This window comes from Burkholderia plantarii (assembly GCF_001411805.1).
In the GTDB taxonomy this organism is placed as follows: Bacteria; Pseudomonadota; Gammaproteobacteria; order Burkholderiales; family Burkholderiaceae; genus Burkholderia; species Burkholderia plantarii.
The window spans coordinates 641,501-656,633 of sequence record NZ_CP007213.1 but is presented as its reverse complement, the minus strand read 5'-3'; the positions used below and the strand labels follow the sequence as shown (position 1 = coordinate 656,633).

The window sequence follows — 15,133 nt, the reverse complement described above, 5'->3', positions numbered from 1 at the left end:
GATCAGGTCACCGGGGCCGGGTTGAACAGCGTCAGCGCGTTGGCCAGCTTCCACTGCTCGGCCCAGGTCTTGCGGCCGCTCGCGACGTCGAGCATCAGGCGGAACATCTCCCAGCCCACCTCCTCGATGGTCTTCTCGCCGGTGGCGATGCTGCCGGCGTCCACGTCCATCAGGTCGTGCCAGCGGCGCGCCAGGTCGCTGCGCGTGGCGACCTTGATCACGGGCACCTGGGCGAGACCGTAGGGCGTGCCGCGGCCGGTGGTGAAGATGTGCAGGTTCATGCCGGCCGCGAGCTGCAGCGTGCCGCAGATGAAGTCGCTGGCCGGCGTGGCGGTGTAGATCAGGCCCTTCTTGCCCTTGGCGCTCTCGCCCGGGCTCACCACGCCCGAGATCGCCGAACTGCCCGACTTCACGATCGAACCCATCGCCTTCTCGACGATGTTCGACAGGCCACCCTTCTTGTTGCCGGGCGTGGTGTTCGCGCTACGATCCACCCGGCCGCGCTGCAGATAGGCGTCGTACCAGGCCATCTCGCGGATGATCTCGCGCGCGACGTCCTCGTTCGCGGCGCGCGAGGTGAGCTGGGCCACGCCGTCGCGCACCTCGGTCACCTCCGAGAACATGATGGTCGCGCCGGCACGCACCAGCAGGTCGGCCGCGAAGCCCACCGCCGGATTCGCGGTCAGGCCCGAGAACGCGTCGCTGCCGCCGCACTGCACGCCCACCACCAGCTCCGAGGCCGGCACGGTTTCGCGGCGGCGCTGGTTCAGGCGCTCCAGATGCTGCTCGGCCATCGTCACGATCGAGTCGATCATCGACATGAAGCCGACGTGCGCCGCATCCTGCAGGCACACCACGCCGCCGTTGTCGGGCTTGTCCACCGTCACCGGGATCACGCCGGCCGGCAGCAGCCGCTCGGGCTGCAGCTTCTCGCAGCCGAGGCTGACCACCATCACCTCGCCGCCGAAGTTCGGATTCATGCTGATGTTGCGCAGCGTGCGGATCGGGATCTCGGCGCCGGGTGCATCGATCGCCACGCCGCAGCCGTAGGTGTGCTCGAGCCCCACCACGCCATCGACGTTCGGGTAGCGCGGCAGCAGCTCGCGCCGGATCCGCTCGACCGCGAACTCCACCACGCCCGACACGCACTGCACGGTGGTGGTGATCGCCAGGATGTTGCGCGTGCCGACCGTGCCGTCCGCGTTGCGGTAGCCCTCGAACGTGTAGCCTTCGAGCGGCGCCTGTTCGGGCGCCTTTCTGGTGGCGAGCGGCAAATCATCGAGGCCGGGCGGCTCGGGCATGCGCAGCGTGCGCTCGTTCACCCAGCTGCCGCGCGGCAGATCCTTCGCCGCGTAGCCGATCAGGACGTGGTAACGCAGCACCGGATCGCCTTCCTTCAGATCGACCAGCGCAACCTTGTGCCCTTGCGGGACGCCTTCGCAGAGCGTCAGCCCGTCGGCGAACTGCGAGCCGGCGGGCAGCCCGCCGTCGTTGACCACGATCGCGACGTTGTCGTCCGGGTGGACGCGAATGTAGAGAGGGGACTGGGACATCAGGGGAAATCCTCGTTGCAACGAGCGGTGAATTAACAGTCATCATACAACATGGGCGGCGCCGCCGTGATTGTGCGTAAACCCTGATGCCGAAAGGCAGAAATCGATCGGGGAAACGCCGGAGGGAGGCTTGCGCCACCCAAAATGATGTTGTACGATGACATACAACACATCCGGTTAATGAATGAACCCGCGCCCGGCGCACCTAGGACGACCCAACATGACCACGCCTCAGGAACTCAAGCAGATCATTTCGGAAGGGCTGCTGTCCTTCCCCGTCACCGACTTCGACGCCGAAGGCAACTTCCGCCCCGGCACCTACGTCGAACGCCTCGAATGGCTCGCCCCCTACGGCGCCTCGGCCCTGTTCGTGGCCGGCGGCACGGGCGAATTCTTCTCGCTCACGCGTGACGACTACTCGAACGTGGTGCGCACCGCCGCCGAAACCTGCAAGGGCAAGGTGCCGATCCTGGCCGGCGCCGGCGGCCCCACGCGCGTGGCGATCGAATACGCGAAGGAAGCCCAGCGCCTCGGTGCCAACGGCATCCTGCTGATGCCGCACTACCTGACCGAAGCGTCCCAGGAAGGCATCGCCGCGCACGCCGAGGAAGTCTGCAAGGCCGTGCCCGACATCGGCGTGATCATCTACAACCGCGCCAACTCGAAGCTCAACGCCGACATGCTCGAGCGTCTGGCCGAGCGCTGCCCGAACCTGATCGGCTTCAAGGACGGCGTGGGCGAGATCGAGGCGATGGTCACCATCCGCCGCCGCCTGGGCGAGCGCTTCGCGTACCTCGGCGGCCTGCCGACCGCGGAAGTCTATGCCGCGGCCTACAAGGCGCTGGGCGTGCCGGTGTACTCGTCGGCCGTGTTCAACTTCATCCCGAAGACGGCGATGGACTTCTACCGCGCGATCGCGGCCGACGACCACGCAACGGTCGGCAAGCTGATCGACGACTTCTTCCTGCCGTACCTGAAGATCCGCAACCGCCGCGCCGGTTACGCGGTGAGCATCGTGAAGGCCGGCGCGAAGCTGGTCGGCCACGACGCCGGCCCGGTGCGCGCGCCGCTGACGGACCTGAACGAGGAAGAACTGGCGCAGCTCGACGCGCTGATCAAGCAGCTCGGCGCGCAGTAAGCCAGACGCGGCCTCGCCGGGCCGGCCGATCGGTCACCTGGCGGCTCACGGGCGAAGGCCGCCGGCAGCGTCGGCCGTCGTCCGGAAAACCCCTCGCCTTTCTGGAGGCGAGGGGTTTGTTTTTGTACGGAGCCGCCGGCGGCGAAGGCTCGCCGGCAGCGCTCGACGCGCAGCCCGCCATTCGCGCCCGCCCGAATCACCCGGGCCGGCCACCCGGCACCGAGGGGCGCGCCGCGCGCTCAGGCGCCCGGCTCGCCGGCCGCGCCGCGCCGGGCGGCCGCGTGCAGCTCGCGCACCGTGTCGAGCGAGAACGTGCCGAGCGCGGCGCGCACCTCGTCGAGCGTGGCCTGCGTGACGGCTCGCGCGCGCTCGGTGCCCTCGGCCAGCACCTCGATCACGTAGCCGAGATCGGCCGCGAGCCGCGCGCGCCGCTCGCGGATCGGCCCGACGAACGCCTGCAGCTTCTCCTCCAGCCGCCGCTTGACCACCATGTCGCCGAGCCCGCCCGCGCGATAGGCGGCCTTCAGGCGCTCGACCTCGGCCAGGTCGTCGTCGAACGCGTCGAGATAGGTGAACACCACGTTGCCCTCGACGGTGCCGGGATCCGACGCGCGCAGGTGGTTCGGATCGGTGTACATCTGCCGGACCGCCGCGCGGATCGCGTCCTCGGGCGCGGCCAGCGCGATCGCGTTGCCGAGCGACTTGCTCATCTTCGCCGTGCCGTCGATGCCGGGCAGCCGGCCGAGCGTGGGGATCAGCGCCTCGACCTCGGGCAGCAGCTCGCGCCCGGTCTGGCGGTTCAGGCGCCGCACGATCTCGTTGGTCTGCTCGATCAGCGGCGCCTGATCCTCGCCCACCGGCACCACGTGCGCGCGAAAGCCGGTGATGTCGGCCGCCTGCGCAACCGGATAGCAGAGGAAGCCGGCCGGGATGTCGCGGCCGAAGCCGCGCGCGTGGATCTCGTCCTTGATGGTGGGATTGCGCTCCAGCCGCGAGACGGTCACGAAGTTCAGGTACAGCAGCGTCAGCTCGGCCAGCGCCGGCAGCGCCGACTGCACGGCGATCGTGCTTTTGGCCGGATCGATGCCGACCGCCAGGTAGTCGAGCGCGACCTCGAGCACGTTGCGGCGCACCTTGTCGGGATCGTGCGCGTTGTCGGTCATCGCCTGCGTGTCGGCGATCAGGAGGGTCTGCTGGTGGGTGTCCTGCAGTTGCAGCCGCGTGCGCAGCGAGCCGACGTAATGGCCCAGATGCAGCGGGCCGGTGGGGCGGTCGCCCGTCAGCACGACGGGCAGCGGGGTGGCGGGTGCCTGGAGGTCGGACATGGAAGGCTCTCCGGAGAAAACCGCCGCGGCGCCCGGGGCAACGGATGTCCAGATCCGTGTCGGCCAGACCGCGGCGGACAGGGTCGTGATTCACACAAGACGATGCCGCGCCGTCAGGAGCGGCGCCAGCGGCAAGCGAGGCTGCGGGTGGTCGGAATCGTATGCATCGCGCTAGGGTGCCACAGAACGGCGCCGCGCGGCCCGGCATCGCGCAAGGATGGGCGAGATTTCCGCTGCAATGCTTCGGGCTGCGAAGGAGGCCGGCCAGCGGGAGCCGACGCGTCATGCCTCGTGACTCGATCGAACGCCGCCATGGGTGGTTCATCGGCGCGGAGGGACGGGAAGCATCAGGACCATCAGGCCGATCGCGCGTCGCGACGACAGGCGGAGCGAAACCGCGCCACGCGGCGCATCACGCAGGCGGCGGAAGGGAGAAGGCGGAAGGCAGGCGCCACGCCATCCCGCCGGCGGCGCGCAAAAAGCGCCGGCTTCGACGCCGCCGCATCGAAGCCGGCAAAAGCCGGACCGGCGCCGCGCAAGCCTCGGAGAGCGTCGCCGCGCCGGTCCCGACCGGGTTACGGCCGGGTTACTCCGAACGGCCGTTGCGCAGGCGTGCGATGCCGAGCGGATTCGACTCGCGCAGGCTTTCCGGCAGCAGCGATTCCGGGAAGTCCTGGTAGCAGACCGGGCGCAGGAAGCGGTCGATCGCGGTCGCGCCAACCGAGGTCGTCATCGCGTTCGAGGTGGCCGGGAACGGGCCGCCGTGGACCATCGCGTCACACACCTCGACGCCGGTCGGGAAGCCGTTCACGAGCAGGCGTCCGGCCTTGCGTTCGAGGATCGGCAGCAGCTTGCGGGCCGCTTCCACGTCGGCGTCGTCGATCTGCAGCGTGGCCGTGAGCTGGCCTTCGAGCGCTTCGAGCACGGTCGCGACTTCGTCGAAATCGCGGCAGCGCACGATCAGCGAGGCCGGGCCGAACACTTCGTCGCGCAGCGCGTGCTCGCGCAGGAAGGTCTGCGCGTCCACGTCGAACAGCGCGCCAGACAGCGCGCAACCGCCCTCGCCCGCGCCGCCGGTGCCGAGCTGGCGCACGCCGGCCGCTTCCTGCAGCTTCGCGCGGCCGCTGCGGTACGCGTCGGCGATGCCGCGCGTGAGCATGGTGCCGGCCGGCTTGCCGCCGAGCGCGGCGGCCGCGGCCTGCGAGAACGCGTCGAGTTCGGGGCCGTCCACGGCGATCACGAGGCCCGGGTTGGTGCAGAACTGGCCCACGCCCATCGTCAGCGAATCGATGAAGCCCTGCGCGATCGTCTCGCCGCGCGCCGCGAGCGCGGCCGGGAACATCACGAACGGGTTGATGCTGCTCATTTCCGCGTAGACGGGAATCGGCTCGGGGCGCGCGTTCGCGAGGTTGACGAGCGCGAGGCCGCCCTGGCGCGAGCCGGTGAAGCCGACCGCCTTGATCTCCGGATGCTTGACGAGCGCGGCGCCGATCACGCGGCCCGGGCCCATCAGCAGCGAGAACACGCCGGCCGGCATGTTGCTGCGCGCCACGGCGCGCTGGATCGCGCGACCGACCAGCTCGGAGGTGCCGAGGTGGGCTTCGTGCGCCTTGACGATCACCGGGCAGCCGGCCGCCAGCGCGGAGGCCGTGTCGCCGCCCGCCACCGAGAACGCGAGCGGGAAGTTGCTGGCGCCGAACACGGCCACCGGGCCGAGCGGCACCTTCTGCAGGCGCAGGTCGGCGCGCGGCAGCGGGGTGCGCTCCGGCATCGCCGGGTCCACCGAGGCGCGCAGGAAATAGCCGTCGCGCACCACGCGCGCGAACATCCGCAGCTGGCCGACCGTGCGGCCGCGCTCGCCCTGCAGGCGCGCGGCGGGCAGGCCCGTCTCGGCCTGCGCGCGCTCGATCAGCGCGTCGCCGAGTTCGAGGATCTCGTCGGCGATCGCCTCCAGGAACGCCGCGCGGCGCTCGAGCGGCTCGGCGCGGTACGCGTCGAACGCCTGCTGCGCGAGCGCGCAGGCACGCTCGACTTCAGCCTCGGTACCGATGCCGAAGGCCGGCTCGGCAATGGTTTCGCCGCGCGTCGGGTCGAACGCATGCATCGTGCCGGCCGCGCCCTTCACCGCTTCGGCGCCGATCAGCATCTCACCTGTCAATTGCATCGCTATGCTCCGTCAGTCGAAAAAGATTCGTGTCGCGCATTGTAGCCCAACAGATACGATGACTGACTAGAAGAATCGCCACGACCGGAGCACGGTCCACTCCGATCATTTCATTGAGTGAAAAGGGATTATTGCGAAGGATCGGGCAGAGGGAAAACCCTGCTAGGCGCCTCGCGACCATGGTCCTACACTCCCAAGTTGTACGACGACATATCAGTCAACAGCCGGATCCGTCGTACCCAGACCAATAAACAGATTCTTCTCGCGCTCTCGCCAGGACACTTCATGGAAGCGACCCGCACCGCCAATCCGGCCACCACGGTCAAACGGACCGCCGTCCGCTACTGGATCCTGCTGATGATCTTCGTCGTGACGACGCTGAACTACGCGGATCGCGCGACGCTGTCGATCACCGGCACCTCGATGCGCAAGGAGTTCGGCATCGACGCGGTGCAGATGGGCTACATCTTCTCGTCGTTCAGCTGGGCCTACGTGCTCGCGCAGCTGCCGAGCGGCTGGCTGCTCGACCGCTTCGGCGCGCGCCGCGTGTATGCGGGCAGCATCTTCCTCTGGTCGCTGTTCACGCTGCTGCAGAGCACGATCGGCTTCGCCGGCAGCGCCACGCTGGCGGTGGCCGCGCTGTTCGTGCTGCGCTTCGCGGTGGGGATCGCCGAGGCGCCGGCGTTCCCGGCCAACGCCAAGGTGGTGGCGAGCTGGTTCCCGACCAGCGAGCGCGGCACCGCGTCGGCGATCTTCAACGCGGCGCAGTACTTCGCGGCCGTGCTGTTCACGCCGCTGATGGCCTGGCTCACGCACGCGTTCAGCTGGCATCAGGTGTATCTGTGGCTCGGCCTGGCCGGCATGGCGCTCGCGCTGCTGTGGATGCGCGTGGTGCGCAGCCCGGCCGACCACCCGGGCGTGAACCAGGCCGAGCGCGAGCACATCGAGCAGGGCGGCGGCGTGATCGAGACGAGCGGCGCGACGCCCGCCGGCGGCGCGCCCGAGCGGCTCGCGGGCTGGTTCTACGTGCGCCAGCTGCTCGGCAACCGGATGCTGATCGGCGTCTACCTCGGCCAGTACTGCATCAACGTGCTCACCTACTTCTTCCTGACCTGGTTCCCGATCTACCTGGTGCAGGCGCGCGGCATGTCGATCCTGAAGGCCGGCGTGCTGGCCTCGCTGCCGGCCATCTGCGGCTTCCTGGGCGGGGTGCTGGGCGGCATGCTGTCGGATGGCATGATCCGGCGCGGCGTGTCGCTGACGCGGGCGCGCAAGATCCCGATCATCGGCGGCATGCTGCTGTCGATGGCGATCATCGGCTGCAACTACGTGGACAGCGCCGCGCTCGTGATCGCGCTGATGGCGCTGTCGTTCTTCGGCAAGGGCATCGGCTCGCTCGGCTGGGCGGTGGTGGCCGACACGGCGCCGAAGGAAGCGATCGGCCTGTCGGGAAGCCTCTTCAACATGTTCGGCAACGCGGCCGGGATCGTCACGCCGATCGTGATCGGCTACCTGGTGGGCGCGAGCGGCTCGTTCAACGGCGCGCTGCTGTTCGTCGGGCTCAACGCGCTGGTGACGGTGCTCTGCTACCTCGTGATCGTGAAGGACATCACGCGCGTGACGCTGCGCAAGGCGCCCGGGCGTTGAGGCGATGATGATGGTTGGCCGGCGCGGCGAGGGTCGCGCGCCGGCAAGGCGGCAGGCCGCGCTGGCATGGGCGAATCAAGGATCCGCCCATGCCAGCGCGGCCTGTGTCGTTTTGGAGGGCGGTGCGGCGTGGCGCGTCAGGTTGCGCGTGATGCCCGATGCGTCGGACCTCGGTCCGGGGCACGCATGCCGTGGCGTGCCGGCCGTTCGAGGCGTTCGAGCGTTCGAAGCATCGGTTCCGGTGTTCGAGTCGCTCGTCGCGTTCGGAAAGTTTTCACCGTGCGGCGCAGCACACGGCACCGCTCAAACCATCGCGTCCGCCTCGCGCTCGAACCGCACCGCCACCGACAGCCCGCGCCCGCTCGGCCCGTCGCCAAGCACCACGTTGGCGTGATGCTGCTCGGCGATCCGCTTGACGATCGACAGCCCGAGCCCGCTGCCCGATTCGGCCACGCCCTGCGCGCCGCTGCCGCGATAGAAGCGCTCGAACACCCGCGCGCGGTCGCTGGCCGGAATCCCGGGACCGGTATCGCGGACCTCGATCACCGGCACGCCGTCGACGCCGCGCCCGGTGCGCACATCCACGCTCGCGCCGGCGCCCGCGTAGCGGATCGCGTTGTCGACGAGGTTGTTGACGAGCACGCGCAGCGTGTCGGGATTGCCCGGCACCACCAGCGCGCCGCCGCCCACGGCGCCGAGGTCCACCTGGCGCGCGTCGGCCACGCGCGCGCGATCGCCCACCACCGAGCGCGCCAGCGCGGCGAGATCGACGGGCGCGAGCGCGGCCGTCTGCGAATCGGGTTCGAGCCGCGCGAGCGTCAGCAGCTGCTCGGCGAGATGGCCGAGCCGCGTGGCCCCGGCCTGGATCTGCGCGGCGATCCGCACGCGCTCGGCGTCGTTGGCGGCGCGGCCGAGCAGCTGCGCCTGGATCGACAGCCCCATGATCGGCGTGCGCAGCTCGTGCGCGGCATCGGCGATGAAGTGGCGCTGCAGCGTGAACGATTCGTCGAGCCGCGCGAGCAGGTCGTTGATGCCGCTCGCGAGCGGCTCGACCTCGTCGGGCAGGGCCTGGGTGTCGAGCGGATCGAGCCGCGTGGCATGGCGCTGGCGCAGCCCCGAGGTGATGATCCGCAGCGGCCGCAGGCCGTGGCCGATGCCGAACCAGAGCCCGATCGCGAGCAGCGGCAGCAGCGACAGCACCGGCCACAGCAGGTGGATCGCGATGTGCGCGAGCGCGTCCCAGCGCGCGGTGCGCGGCTGCGCGACGCGAATCGTGGTGCCGGCGCTCTCGCGCACATAGGTATGCCAGCTCTGGCCGTCGGCGTCGAGCTTGGCGAGGCCCGGCGCGCCGGGCGGCGGCAGCACGATGCCCGGATCGGTCGTGAATTCGAGCCGGCCGCCGCGCCAGATCTGCAATACCACGTCGTCGGCATCGTTGAGCTCGCGGGGCTGCGCGGCGTGCGCACCGTGGCCCGCGAACGCGGGCTGGCCATGCTGGTTGATCTCCACCTGCCGCGACACGCTGCGGATCTGGTCGTCGAGCAGGAAATCGAGTTCGCGCACCGCGGCCCAGTAGGTGCCGGCGCTGGCCAGGATGCCCACCACGCAGGCGGCCGGCAGCAGCCACATCAGCAGCCGGCCGCGCAGCGAGGTCACGAAGCGCCGCGCCGACAGTCGCGCTCGCAGGCTCACGCCGCGCCCCCGATCCGGTAGCCGACGCCGCGCACGGTCAGGATCGCGACGTGGCCGAGCTTCTTGCGCAGGTTGTGGATGTGGACCTGCACCGCGTTGCTCTCCACTTCCTCGCCCCAGCTGTAGAGCCGCTCCTCGAACTGCTCGCGCGAGATCACCGCGCCGGGGTCGAGCATCAGCTCGTGCAGCATCACGAATTCCTTCGGCGACAGCGCGACCTCGTCGTCGGCGAGCCAGACCTGGTGGCGCACCGGGTCGAGCTTCAGCGCGCCGGCCGTCAGCGTGGTCTGGGCGCGGCCGGCGTGGCGCCGGTTCACGGCGCGGATCCGCGCGAGCAGTTCCTCCAGCACGAACGGCTTGACGAGGTAGTCGTCGGCGCCGGCGTCGAGGCCCGCGACGCGGTCGGTCACGGCGTCGCGCGCGGTGATCACGATGGCCGGCAGCGCGTCGTCGCGGCGCCGCAGCGAAGCCAGCAGCGACAGGCCGTCCTGCCCCGGCAGGCCGAGGTCGAGCAGCAGCAGCCCGTAGGGCGTGGTGCGCAGCGCGAGCGTCGCGGCGTCGCCGTCGCGCACCCAATCCACCGCGAAGCCTTCGTGGCGGAGTCCTTCATCGAGTCCGCTGCCGATCAGCGGATCGTCTTCTACGAGCAATACGCGCATGGCTTGCCTGCCTCGTCGACTGTCCGGTCGCGCGGCCACCGGACGGCGGCTCGCGATCAAGCCCGGATCAAGCGCGGATGATAGGCAGCCAATCCTTAGCGGCGGCTTAGCCTGGGCGGCAGCGGGCAGTTACCGGCTTTCAGTGCGTAAGTCGGGCAGAAACGCGGCCGGCGGCGCAGCCCGAAGCGGCCGCCGTGTGGCGCGCGTGAGCAGCGGCGGATCGCGCTCGCGATGGCGGTCGGCCCGGGCGCGGATCGCGCAACGGCCGCTCGTGCCAGCAGTCGCGCTGCTGAAACCGCGCGGGACGCACGCCACGCCGGATGAATCCGCGCAGACGCCGCCGGCCGGGCACCATCATTTCGTGACCGCCATCGCAACATGGTTGCCACGGCCGGGCCTTAAGCTTGCCTTCAGGTTCAGCCCCGTAGCATCGCCATGCACCCCGCCGCGCCCTTTGAACTCGGCGCGCGGGGCCGACGAAGTCTCGTCCGACGTAAGCAAACCGAAGGACCGTCCAGCGTGCCAATCCTCTTTCGCCTTCCGACGTCGGCCGGCTCCGGTCCGGGCTTCGCGTTTCCCACCATCGAGGCGTGGCGTACCTATCTGCTGATCGCGGCGCTCGCCGCGTTCGGCGCGCAGGCGCTGGTGCTGCTGTCGATGGGCGTGCTGCATGTTCCGCAGCGCGATTTCACGACGCCGACATTTCGCTGCGCGACACTCGCCTATCTCGTCGTCGCCGTGGCTGCGGTGCGCGCCGGCGCGCATTTCGCGTTCCGCGCCGGCATCGGGCGCGGGCACGTGCTCGTCGAGCCGGCGCCGGGCGGCACCGTGCAGGTGTCGCCGCGCTGCCCGCTGCGTGCGCTGGTGCTGCTGTACATCCGCCTGCACCGCGACCGCTTCGGGAACGTGATCGCATGACAGTCTTTCAGTTTCATGAAGGACTGCAAAACAAGACATCCGACGCCGCGGCCGCCGACCGATAACGCCTGCGCCGCACTCCCCTCTTCCGACACGATGAAAACACTGTTCCTGCAAGCCCCGTCCTATGACGGCTTCGACGGCGGCGCCGGTTCGCGCTACCAGGCCAGGCGCGAGATCCGCTCGTTCTGGTATCCCACCTGGCTCGCCCAGCCCGCCGCGCTCGTGCCCGGCAGCCGCGTGCTCGACGCCCCCGCCGACGGCCTGTCCGTCGCGGCCACGCTCGACATCGCCGCCGGCTACGAGCTCGTCATCATCCACACCAGCACGCCGTCGTTCCCCACCGACGCCCTGTTCGCCCAGGACCTCAAGCAGCGCAACCCGGCGGTCCTGATCGGCATGGTCGGCGCCAAGGTCGCCGTCGATCCGCACAACTCCCTGACCGCCTCCGACGCGATCGACTTCGTCTGCCGCGAGGAATTCGACTACACCTGCCGCGACGTCGCCGAGGGCAAGCCCTTCGCCGGGATCCTCGGCTTGAGCTACCGCGCCGCCGACGGCTCGATCGAGCACAACGGCCCGCGCCCGATGATCGAGGACATGGACGCGCTGCCGTTCGTCGCCCCCGTCTACCAGCGCGACCTCAAGATCGACAATTACTTCATCGGCTATCTCGATTACCCCTACGTCTCGATCTACACCGGTCGCGGCTGCCGCTCGAAATGCACGTTCTGCCTCTGGCCGCAGACCGTGGGCGGCCACCGCTACCGCGTGCGCTCGGTCGAGAACGTGCTGGCCGAGGTGAAGTGGATTCGCGACAACATGCCGGAAGTCAAGGAGATCATGTTCGACGACGACACCTTCACCGACTTCAAGCCGCGCGTCGAGGAAATCGCGCGCGGGCTCGGCAGGCTCGGCGTGACGTGGTCGTGCAACGCCAAGGCGAACGTGCCGTACTCGACGCTGAAGATCATGAAGGAGAACGGCCTGCGCCTGCTGCTGGTGGGCTACGAATCGGGCGACGACCAGATCCTGCTGAACATCAGGAAGGGCCTGCGCACCGACATCGCGCGCCGCTTCAACGAGGATTGCAGGAAGCTCGGCATCAAGATCCACGGCACCTTCATCCTCGGGCTGCCGGGCGAGACGAAGGACACCATCCAGAAGACCATCGAATACGCGAAGGAAATCAATCCGCACACGATCCAGGTGTCGCTGGCGGCGCCGTATCCGGGCACGAAGCTCTACGAGCAGGCGGTGGAGAACGGCTGGATGGAGGAGAACAAGACCATCAACCTGGTCAGCAAGGAAGGCGTGCAACTGGCGGCGATCGGCTATCCGCACCTGTCGAGGGAAGCCATCTATCACGAGCTGGAACACTTCTACCGCGCGTTCTACTTCCGGCCCGCGAAGATCTGGGAGATCGTGCGCGAGATGCTGTCGAGCCGGGACATGATGAAGCGTCGCCTGCGCGAGGGCGTCGAGTTCTTCCGCTTCCTGCGCGCGCACGAGGCGTGATGCAGGAGCCGCGTTCGTGGACGCGCGGCCACGCGGGCCGTGCCGTCTCCACTTCGGTCATCGTCGGTGCCGCGATCGCGCTGAGCGACGCGGCGCGCCACCACCTGCCGTTCGTCCTCACGCTCGGCCATGCGCTCGCGACGGTCGCGAGCCTCTGCGCCGCATTCGGCCTCGTCTATACGCTGGTCGCGGCCGGCCTGGTCGGCCGCTTCTTCGCGCGCGCGCCGACACTGCCCACGCAGTACCCGCCCGTCACGCTGATGAAGCCGCTGCATGGCGACGAGTGGCGGCTCGTCGATCATCTGGCGAGCTTCTTCGACCATGATTACCCGGCGCCGGTGCAATACCTGTTCGGCGTCCACGACGCCAACGACGACGCGCTGCGCGCCGTCGCGACGCTGCGCGAGCGCTATCCGCAGGCGCACATCACGTTGGTGGCCGACGCACGGCTCTATGGCCCGAACCGCAAGATCTGCAACCTCGTCAACATGCTGGAACAGGCCGAACATGACCTGCTCTGCTTCGCGGACAGTGACGTGTGCGTGGGCCGCGACTACCTGTACCGCATCGTCGGCGCGCTCGAGCAGCCCGGCGTCGGGCTCGTGACGAGCGCCTATCGCGGCATCAGCGCGCCGGGCCTGTGGCCGCGCGCGGCTGCCGCCTCGACCAACTACCTGTTCTTCCCCGGCGTGGTCACCGGGCTCGCAACCAAGCTGGCGCGGCCCTGCTTCGGCCAGACCATCGCGATCCGGCGCGCCACGCTCGACCAGATCGGCGGGCTCGCCGCGTTCGTACATCATCTCGCCGAGGACCACGCGATCGGCGAGGCGGTGCGCGGCATCGGCGCGACTGTGTCGGTGCCGCCGCTGATCGTCGATCACGCCTGCATCGAATCGACCTTCAGCGCGCTGTTCACACACGAGCTGCGCTGGAGCCGGACCATCCGCGCCGCCGACCCGCTCGGCCACCTCGGCTCGGCACTGATGCATCCGCTGCCGTTCGCGCTGCTCGCGTTGCTCGCCTCGGGCGGCGCGCACGGCGCCTGGTGGCTGGTGGCCGCGGCGCTCGCCGCGCGCGTCGCGCTGAAGTGGCGCGTCGATCGCGCGTTAGGCCAGCCGTTCGCCGATCTCGCGCTGCTGCCGCTCAACGACCTGCTGCAGTTCGGCATCTTCGTGGCGAGCTTCGGGATGTCCGACGTGGTCTGGCGCGGCCGCCGGCTGCGCGTCGACCCGTCGGGCCGACTGGTGCCCCGCCTCGACGAATGAGCGCGCGTGGTACGCTGCCCCGCGCGGTTCGTGTCGTTGATGCTGCCCGTCCCGTTTGCGCCGCCTGCCGTGGACGCGAGCGGACGTCGCAGCGGTCCGGCATGCCGCGCGGCACGCCGAACCTGCCGCCGAACCCGCAGCCGCATGCCCGGCCTGCCGTCATGAATCGATCCCCCGTCATGCCCACCATCGCGCCTCGCCTCGCCGCACGCCACCGGAGCCGCGCATGAAGAAATCGCTCGGCTCCGTCGCGGCCGCGCTCGGCCTCGCCATCGCGATCTGGCTGGTGTGGCGCGACCATCCCGCCGCGATCCTCGCGCTGCTGCGCGAGGCCGGCGCCGGCCTGCTGCTGGCCGCCGCGGTGCACATCCTGCCGATGCTCGCGAACGCGGCCGACTGGCGCCTGCTGATCCGGCGCGCGCCGCGTCCCGGCTTCGGCGCGATGCTGAAGCTCGTGCTGATCCGCGAGTCGGTGAACGGCCTGCTGCCGGTGGCGCGGATCGGCGGCGAGATCGTCTCGTACCGCCTGCTGCGCCGGCTGCGCGTGAAGCCGGCCACGGCGATCGCGAGCCTCGTGGTGGACATGCAGCTCACGCTGATCAGCCAGTTCGTGTTCGCGCTGCTCGCGGTGGGCTGGCTGCTTGAACACTCGGCCTCCGACACGAGCCGCCTGGTCGGGCGGCTGGCGGTGGGCATCGCGCTCGCGGCGCCGGTGCTGCTGCTGTTCGCGCTGGTGCAGCACGCGCGGCCGTTCGAGCGCGCCACGCAGCTGCTGAACCGCGTCACGAGCGGCCAGTTCGTCGAGACGCTCGGCGCCTCCGCGCGCGTCGACCGCTTCGTGATGCTGCTGTGGCGCAACACCGGCGTGGTGGTGCGCTATCTGGCGGTCTGGCAGACGCTGCAGTTCCTCGGCTTCTCGCTCGAAATCTGGCTCGCGCTGCTCGCGCTCGGCGCGCACGCGTCGTTCGCCGACGCGCTCGTGATCGAGGCGCTGATCCAGCTCGTCAGCAGCCTCGCGTTCCTGGTGCCGGGCGGCCTCGGCGTGCAGGAAGGCGGCTTCGTGCTGATCGGCGGCCTGCTCGGCCTCGATCCGCCGGTCTGCCTCGCGCTGGCCGGCGCGCGGCGGCTGCGCGACCTGCTGTTCTACCTGCCCGGGCTCGCGGTCTGGCAGCTGGCCGAGCGCAGACCGGGCCGCGAACGCGCGAACGCGGACGCGGCGGCGAACGCGGCTACGAAGGACTGACCGCCGGCCGC

At 69.9% G+C, this 15,133-nt stretch carries 11 protein-coding genes; 6 read left to right on the top strand and 5 right to left on the bottom strand.

Annotation, left to right across the window (positions count from 1 at the left end):
- Nucleotides 1–2: 2 nt before the first annotated feature.
- Complete coding sequence (garD, locus tag bpln_RS20360) at nucleotides 3–1,553, bottom strand: galactarate dehydratase (RefSeq protein ID WP_055139823.1); 1,551 nt, start codon at nucleotides 1,551–1,553, stop codon at nucleotides 3–5.
- A 220-nt stretch (nucleotides 1,554–1,773) separates the two neighbouring features.
- On the opposite strand from garD, the gene kdgD reads away from it, so the two are divergent.
- Complete coding sequence (gene kdgD / locus bpln_RS20355; RefSeq protein WP_042626816.1) at nucleotides 1,774–2,691, top strand: 5-dehydro-4-deoxyglucarate dehydratase; 918 nt, start codon at nucleotides 1,774–1,776, stop codon at nucleotides 2,689–2,691.
- Nucleotides 2,692–2,930: 239 nt separating this feature from the next.
- Here kdgD and trpS read toward each other — a convergent pair whose 3' ends face one another.
- Both trpS and bpln_RS20345 read right to left on the bottom strand, forming a co-directional pair.
- Complete coding sequence (gene trpS / locus bpln_RS20350) at nucleotides 2,931–4,016, bottom strand: tryptophan--tRNA ligase (protein ID WP_042627172.1); 1,086 nt, start codon at nucleotides 4,014–4,016, stop codon at nucleotides 2,931–2,933.
- Nucleotides 4,017–4,602: 586 nt separating this feature from the next.
- Nucleotides 4,603–6,180: an aldehyde dehydrogenase (NADP(+)) gene (locus bpln_RS20345; protein WP_042627171.1), complete on the bottom strand. Its 1,578-nt coding sequence runs from the start codon at nucleotides 6,178–6,180 to the stop codon at nucleotides 4,603–4,605.
- A 285-nt stretch (nucleotides 6,181–6,465) separates the two neighbouring features.
- On the opposite strand from bpln_RS20345, the gene bpln_RS20340 reads away from it, so the two are divergent.
- Nucleotides 6,466–7,827, top strand: a complete 1,362-nt coding sequence (locus bpln_RS20340) for an MFS transporter (RefSeq protein ID WP_055139822.1) — start codon at nucleotides 6,466–6,468, stop codon at nucleotides 7,825–7,827.
- A 303-nt stretch (nucleotides 7,828–8,130) separates the two neighbouring features.
- On the opposite strand, the gene bpln_RS20335 is transcribed toward bpln_RS20340, so the two are convergent.
- Nucleotides 8,131–9,456: an ATP-binding protein gene (locus tag bpln_RS20335; protein ID WP_063891358.1), complete on the bottom strand. Its 1,326-nt coding sequence runs from the start codon at nucleotides 9,454–9,456 to the stop codon at nucleotides 8,131–8,133.
- Nucleotides 9,457–9,515: 59 nt separating this feature from the next.
- Complete coding sequence (locus bpln_RS20330; RefSeq protein ID WP_055139820.1) at nucleotides 9,516–10,178, bottom strand: response regulator; 663 nt, start codon at nucleotides 10,176–10,178, stop codon at nucleotides 9,516–9,518.
- A 519-nt stretch (nucleotides 10,179–10,697) separates the two neighbouring features.
- Between bpln_RS20330 and bpln_RS20325 the strand changes: the two genes are divergently transcribed.
- From bpln_RS20325 to bpln_RS20310, 4 genes are all read left to right on the top strand, one after another.
- Nucleotides 10,698–11,096 carry a hypothetical protein gene (locus bpln_RS20325; protein WP_055139819.1) on the top strand — a complete coding sequence of 133 codons (399 nt, stop codon included), beginning with the start codon at nucleotides 10,698–10,700 and terminating at the stop codon, nucleotides 11,094–11,096.
- A 96-nt stretch (nucleotides 11,097–11,192) separates the two neighbouring features.
- Nucleotides 11,193–12,614, top strand: a complete 1,422-nt coding sequence (hpnJ, locus tag bpln_RS20320; RefSeq protein ID WP_055139447.1) for a hopanoid biosynthesis associated radical SAM protein HpnJ — start codon at nucleotides 11,193–11,195, stop codon at nucleotides 12,612–12,614.
- Nucleotides 12,614–13,879 (top strand): bacteriohopanetetrol glucosamine biosynthesis glycosyltransferase HpnI, encoded by a 1,266-nt coding sequence (gene hpnI, locus bpln_RS20315; protein ID WP_082465374.1) that lies wholly within the window; start codon nucleotides 12,614–12,616, stop codon nucleotides 13,877–13,879. The genes hpnJ and hpnI overlap by 1 nt, the downstream gene beginning before the upstream one ends.
- A 226-nt stretch (nucleotides 13,880–14,105) precedes the next feature.
- Nucleotides 14,106–15,122, top strand: coding sequence for a flippase-like domain-containing protein (locus bpln_RS20310; protein ID WP_055139818.1), 1,017 nt, complete (start codon nucleotides 14,106–14,108; stop codon nucleotides 15,120–15,122).
- Nucleotides 15,123–15,133: the final 11 nt, after the last annotated feature.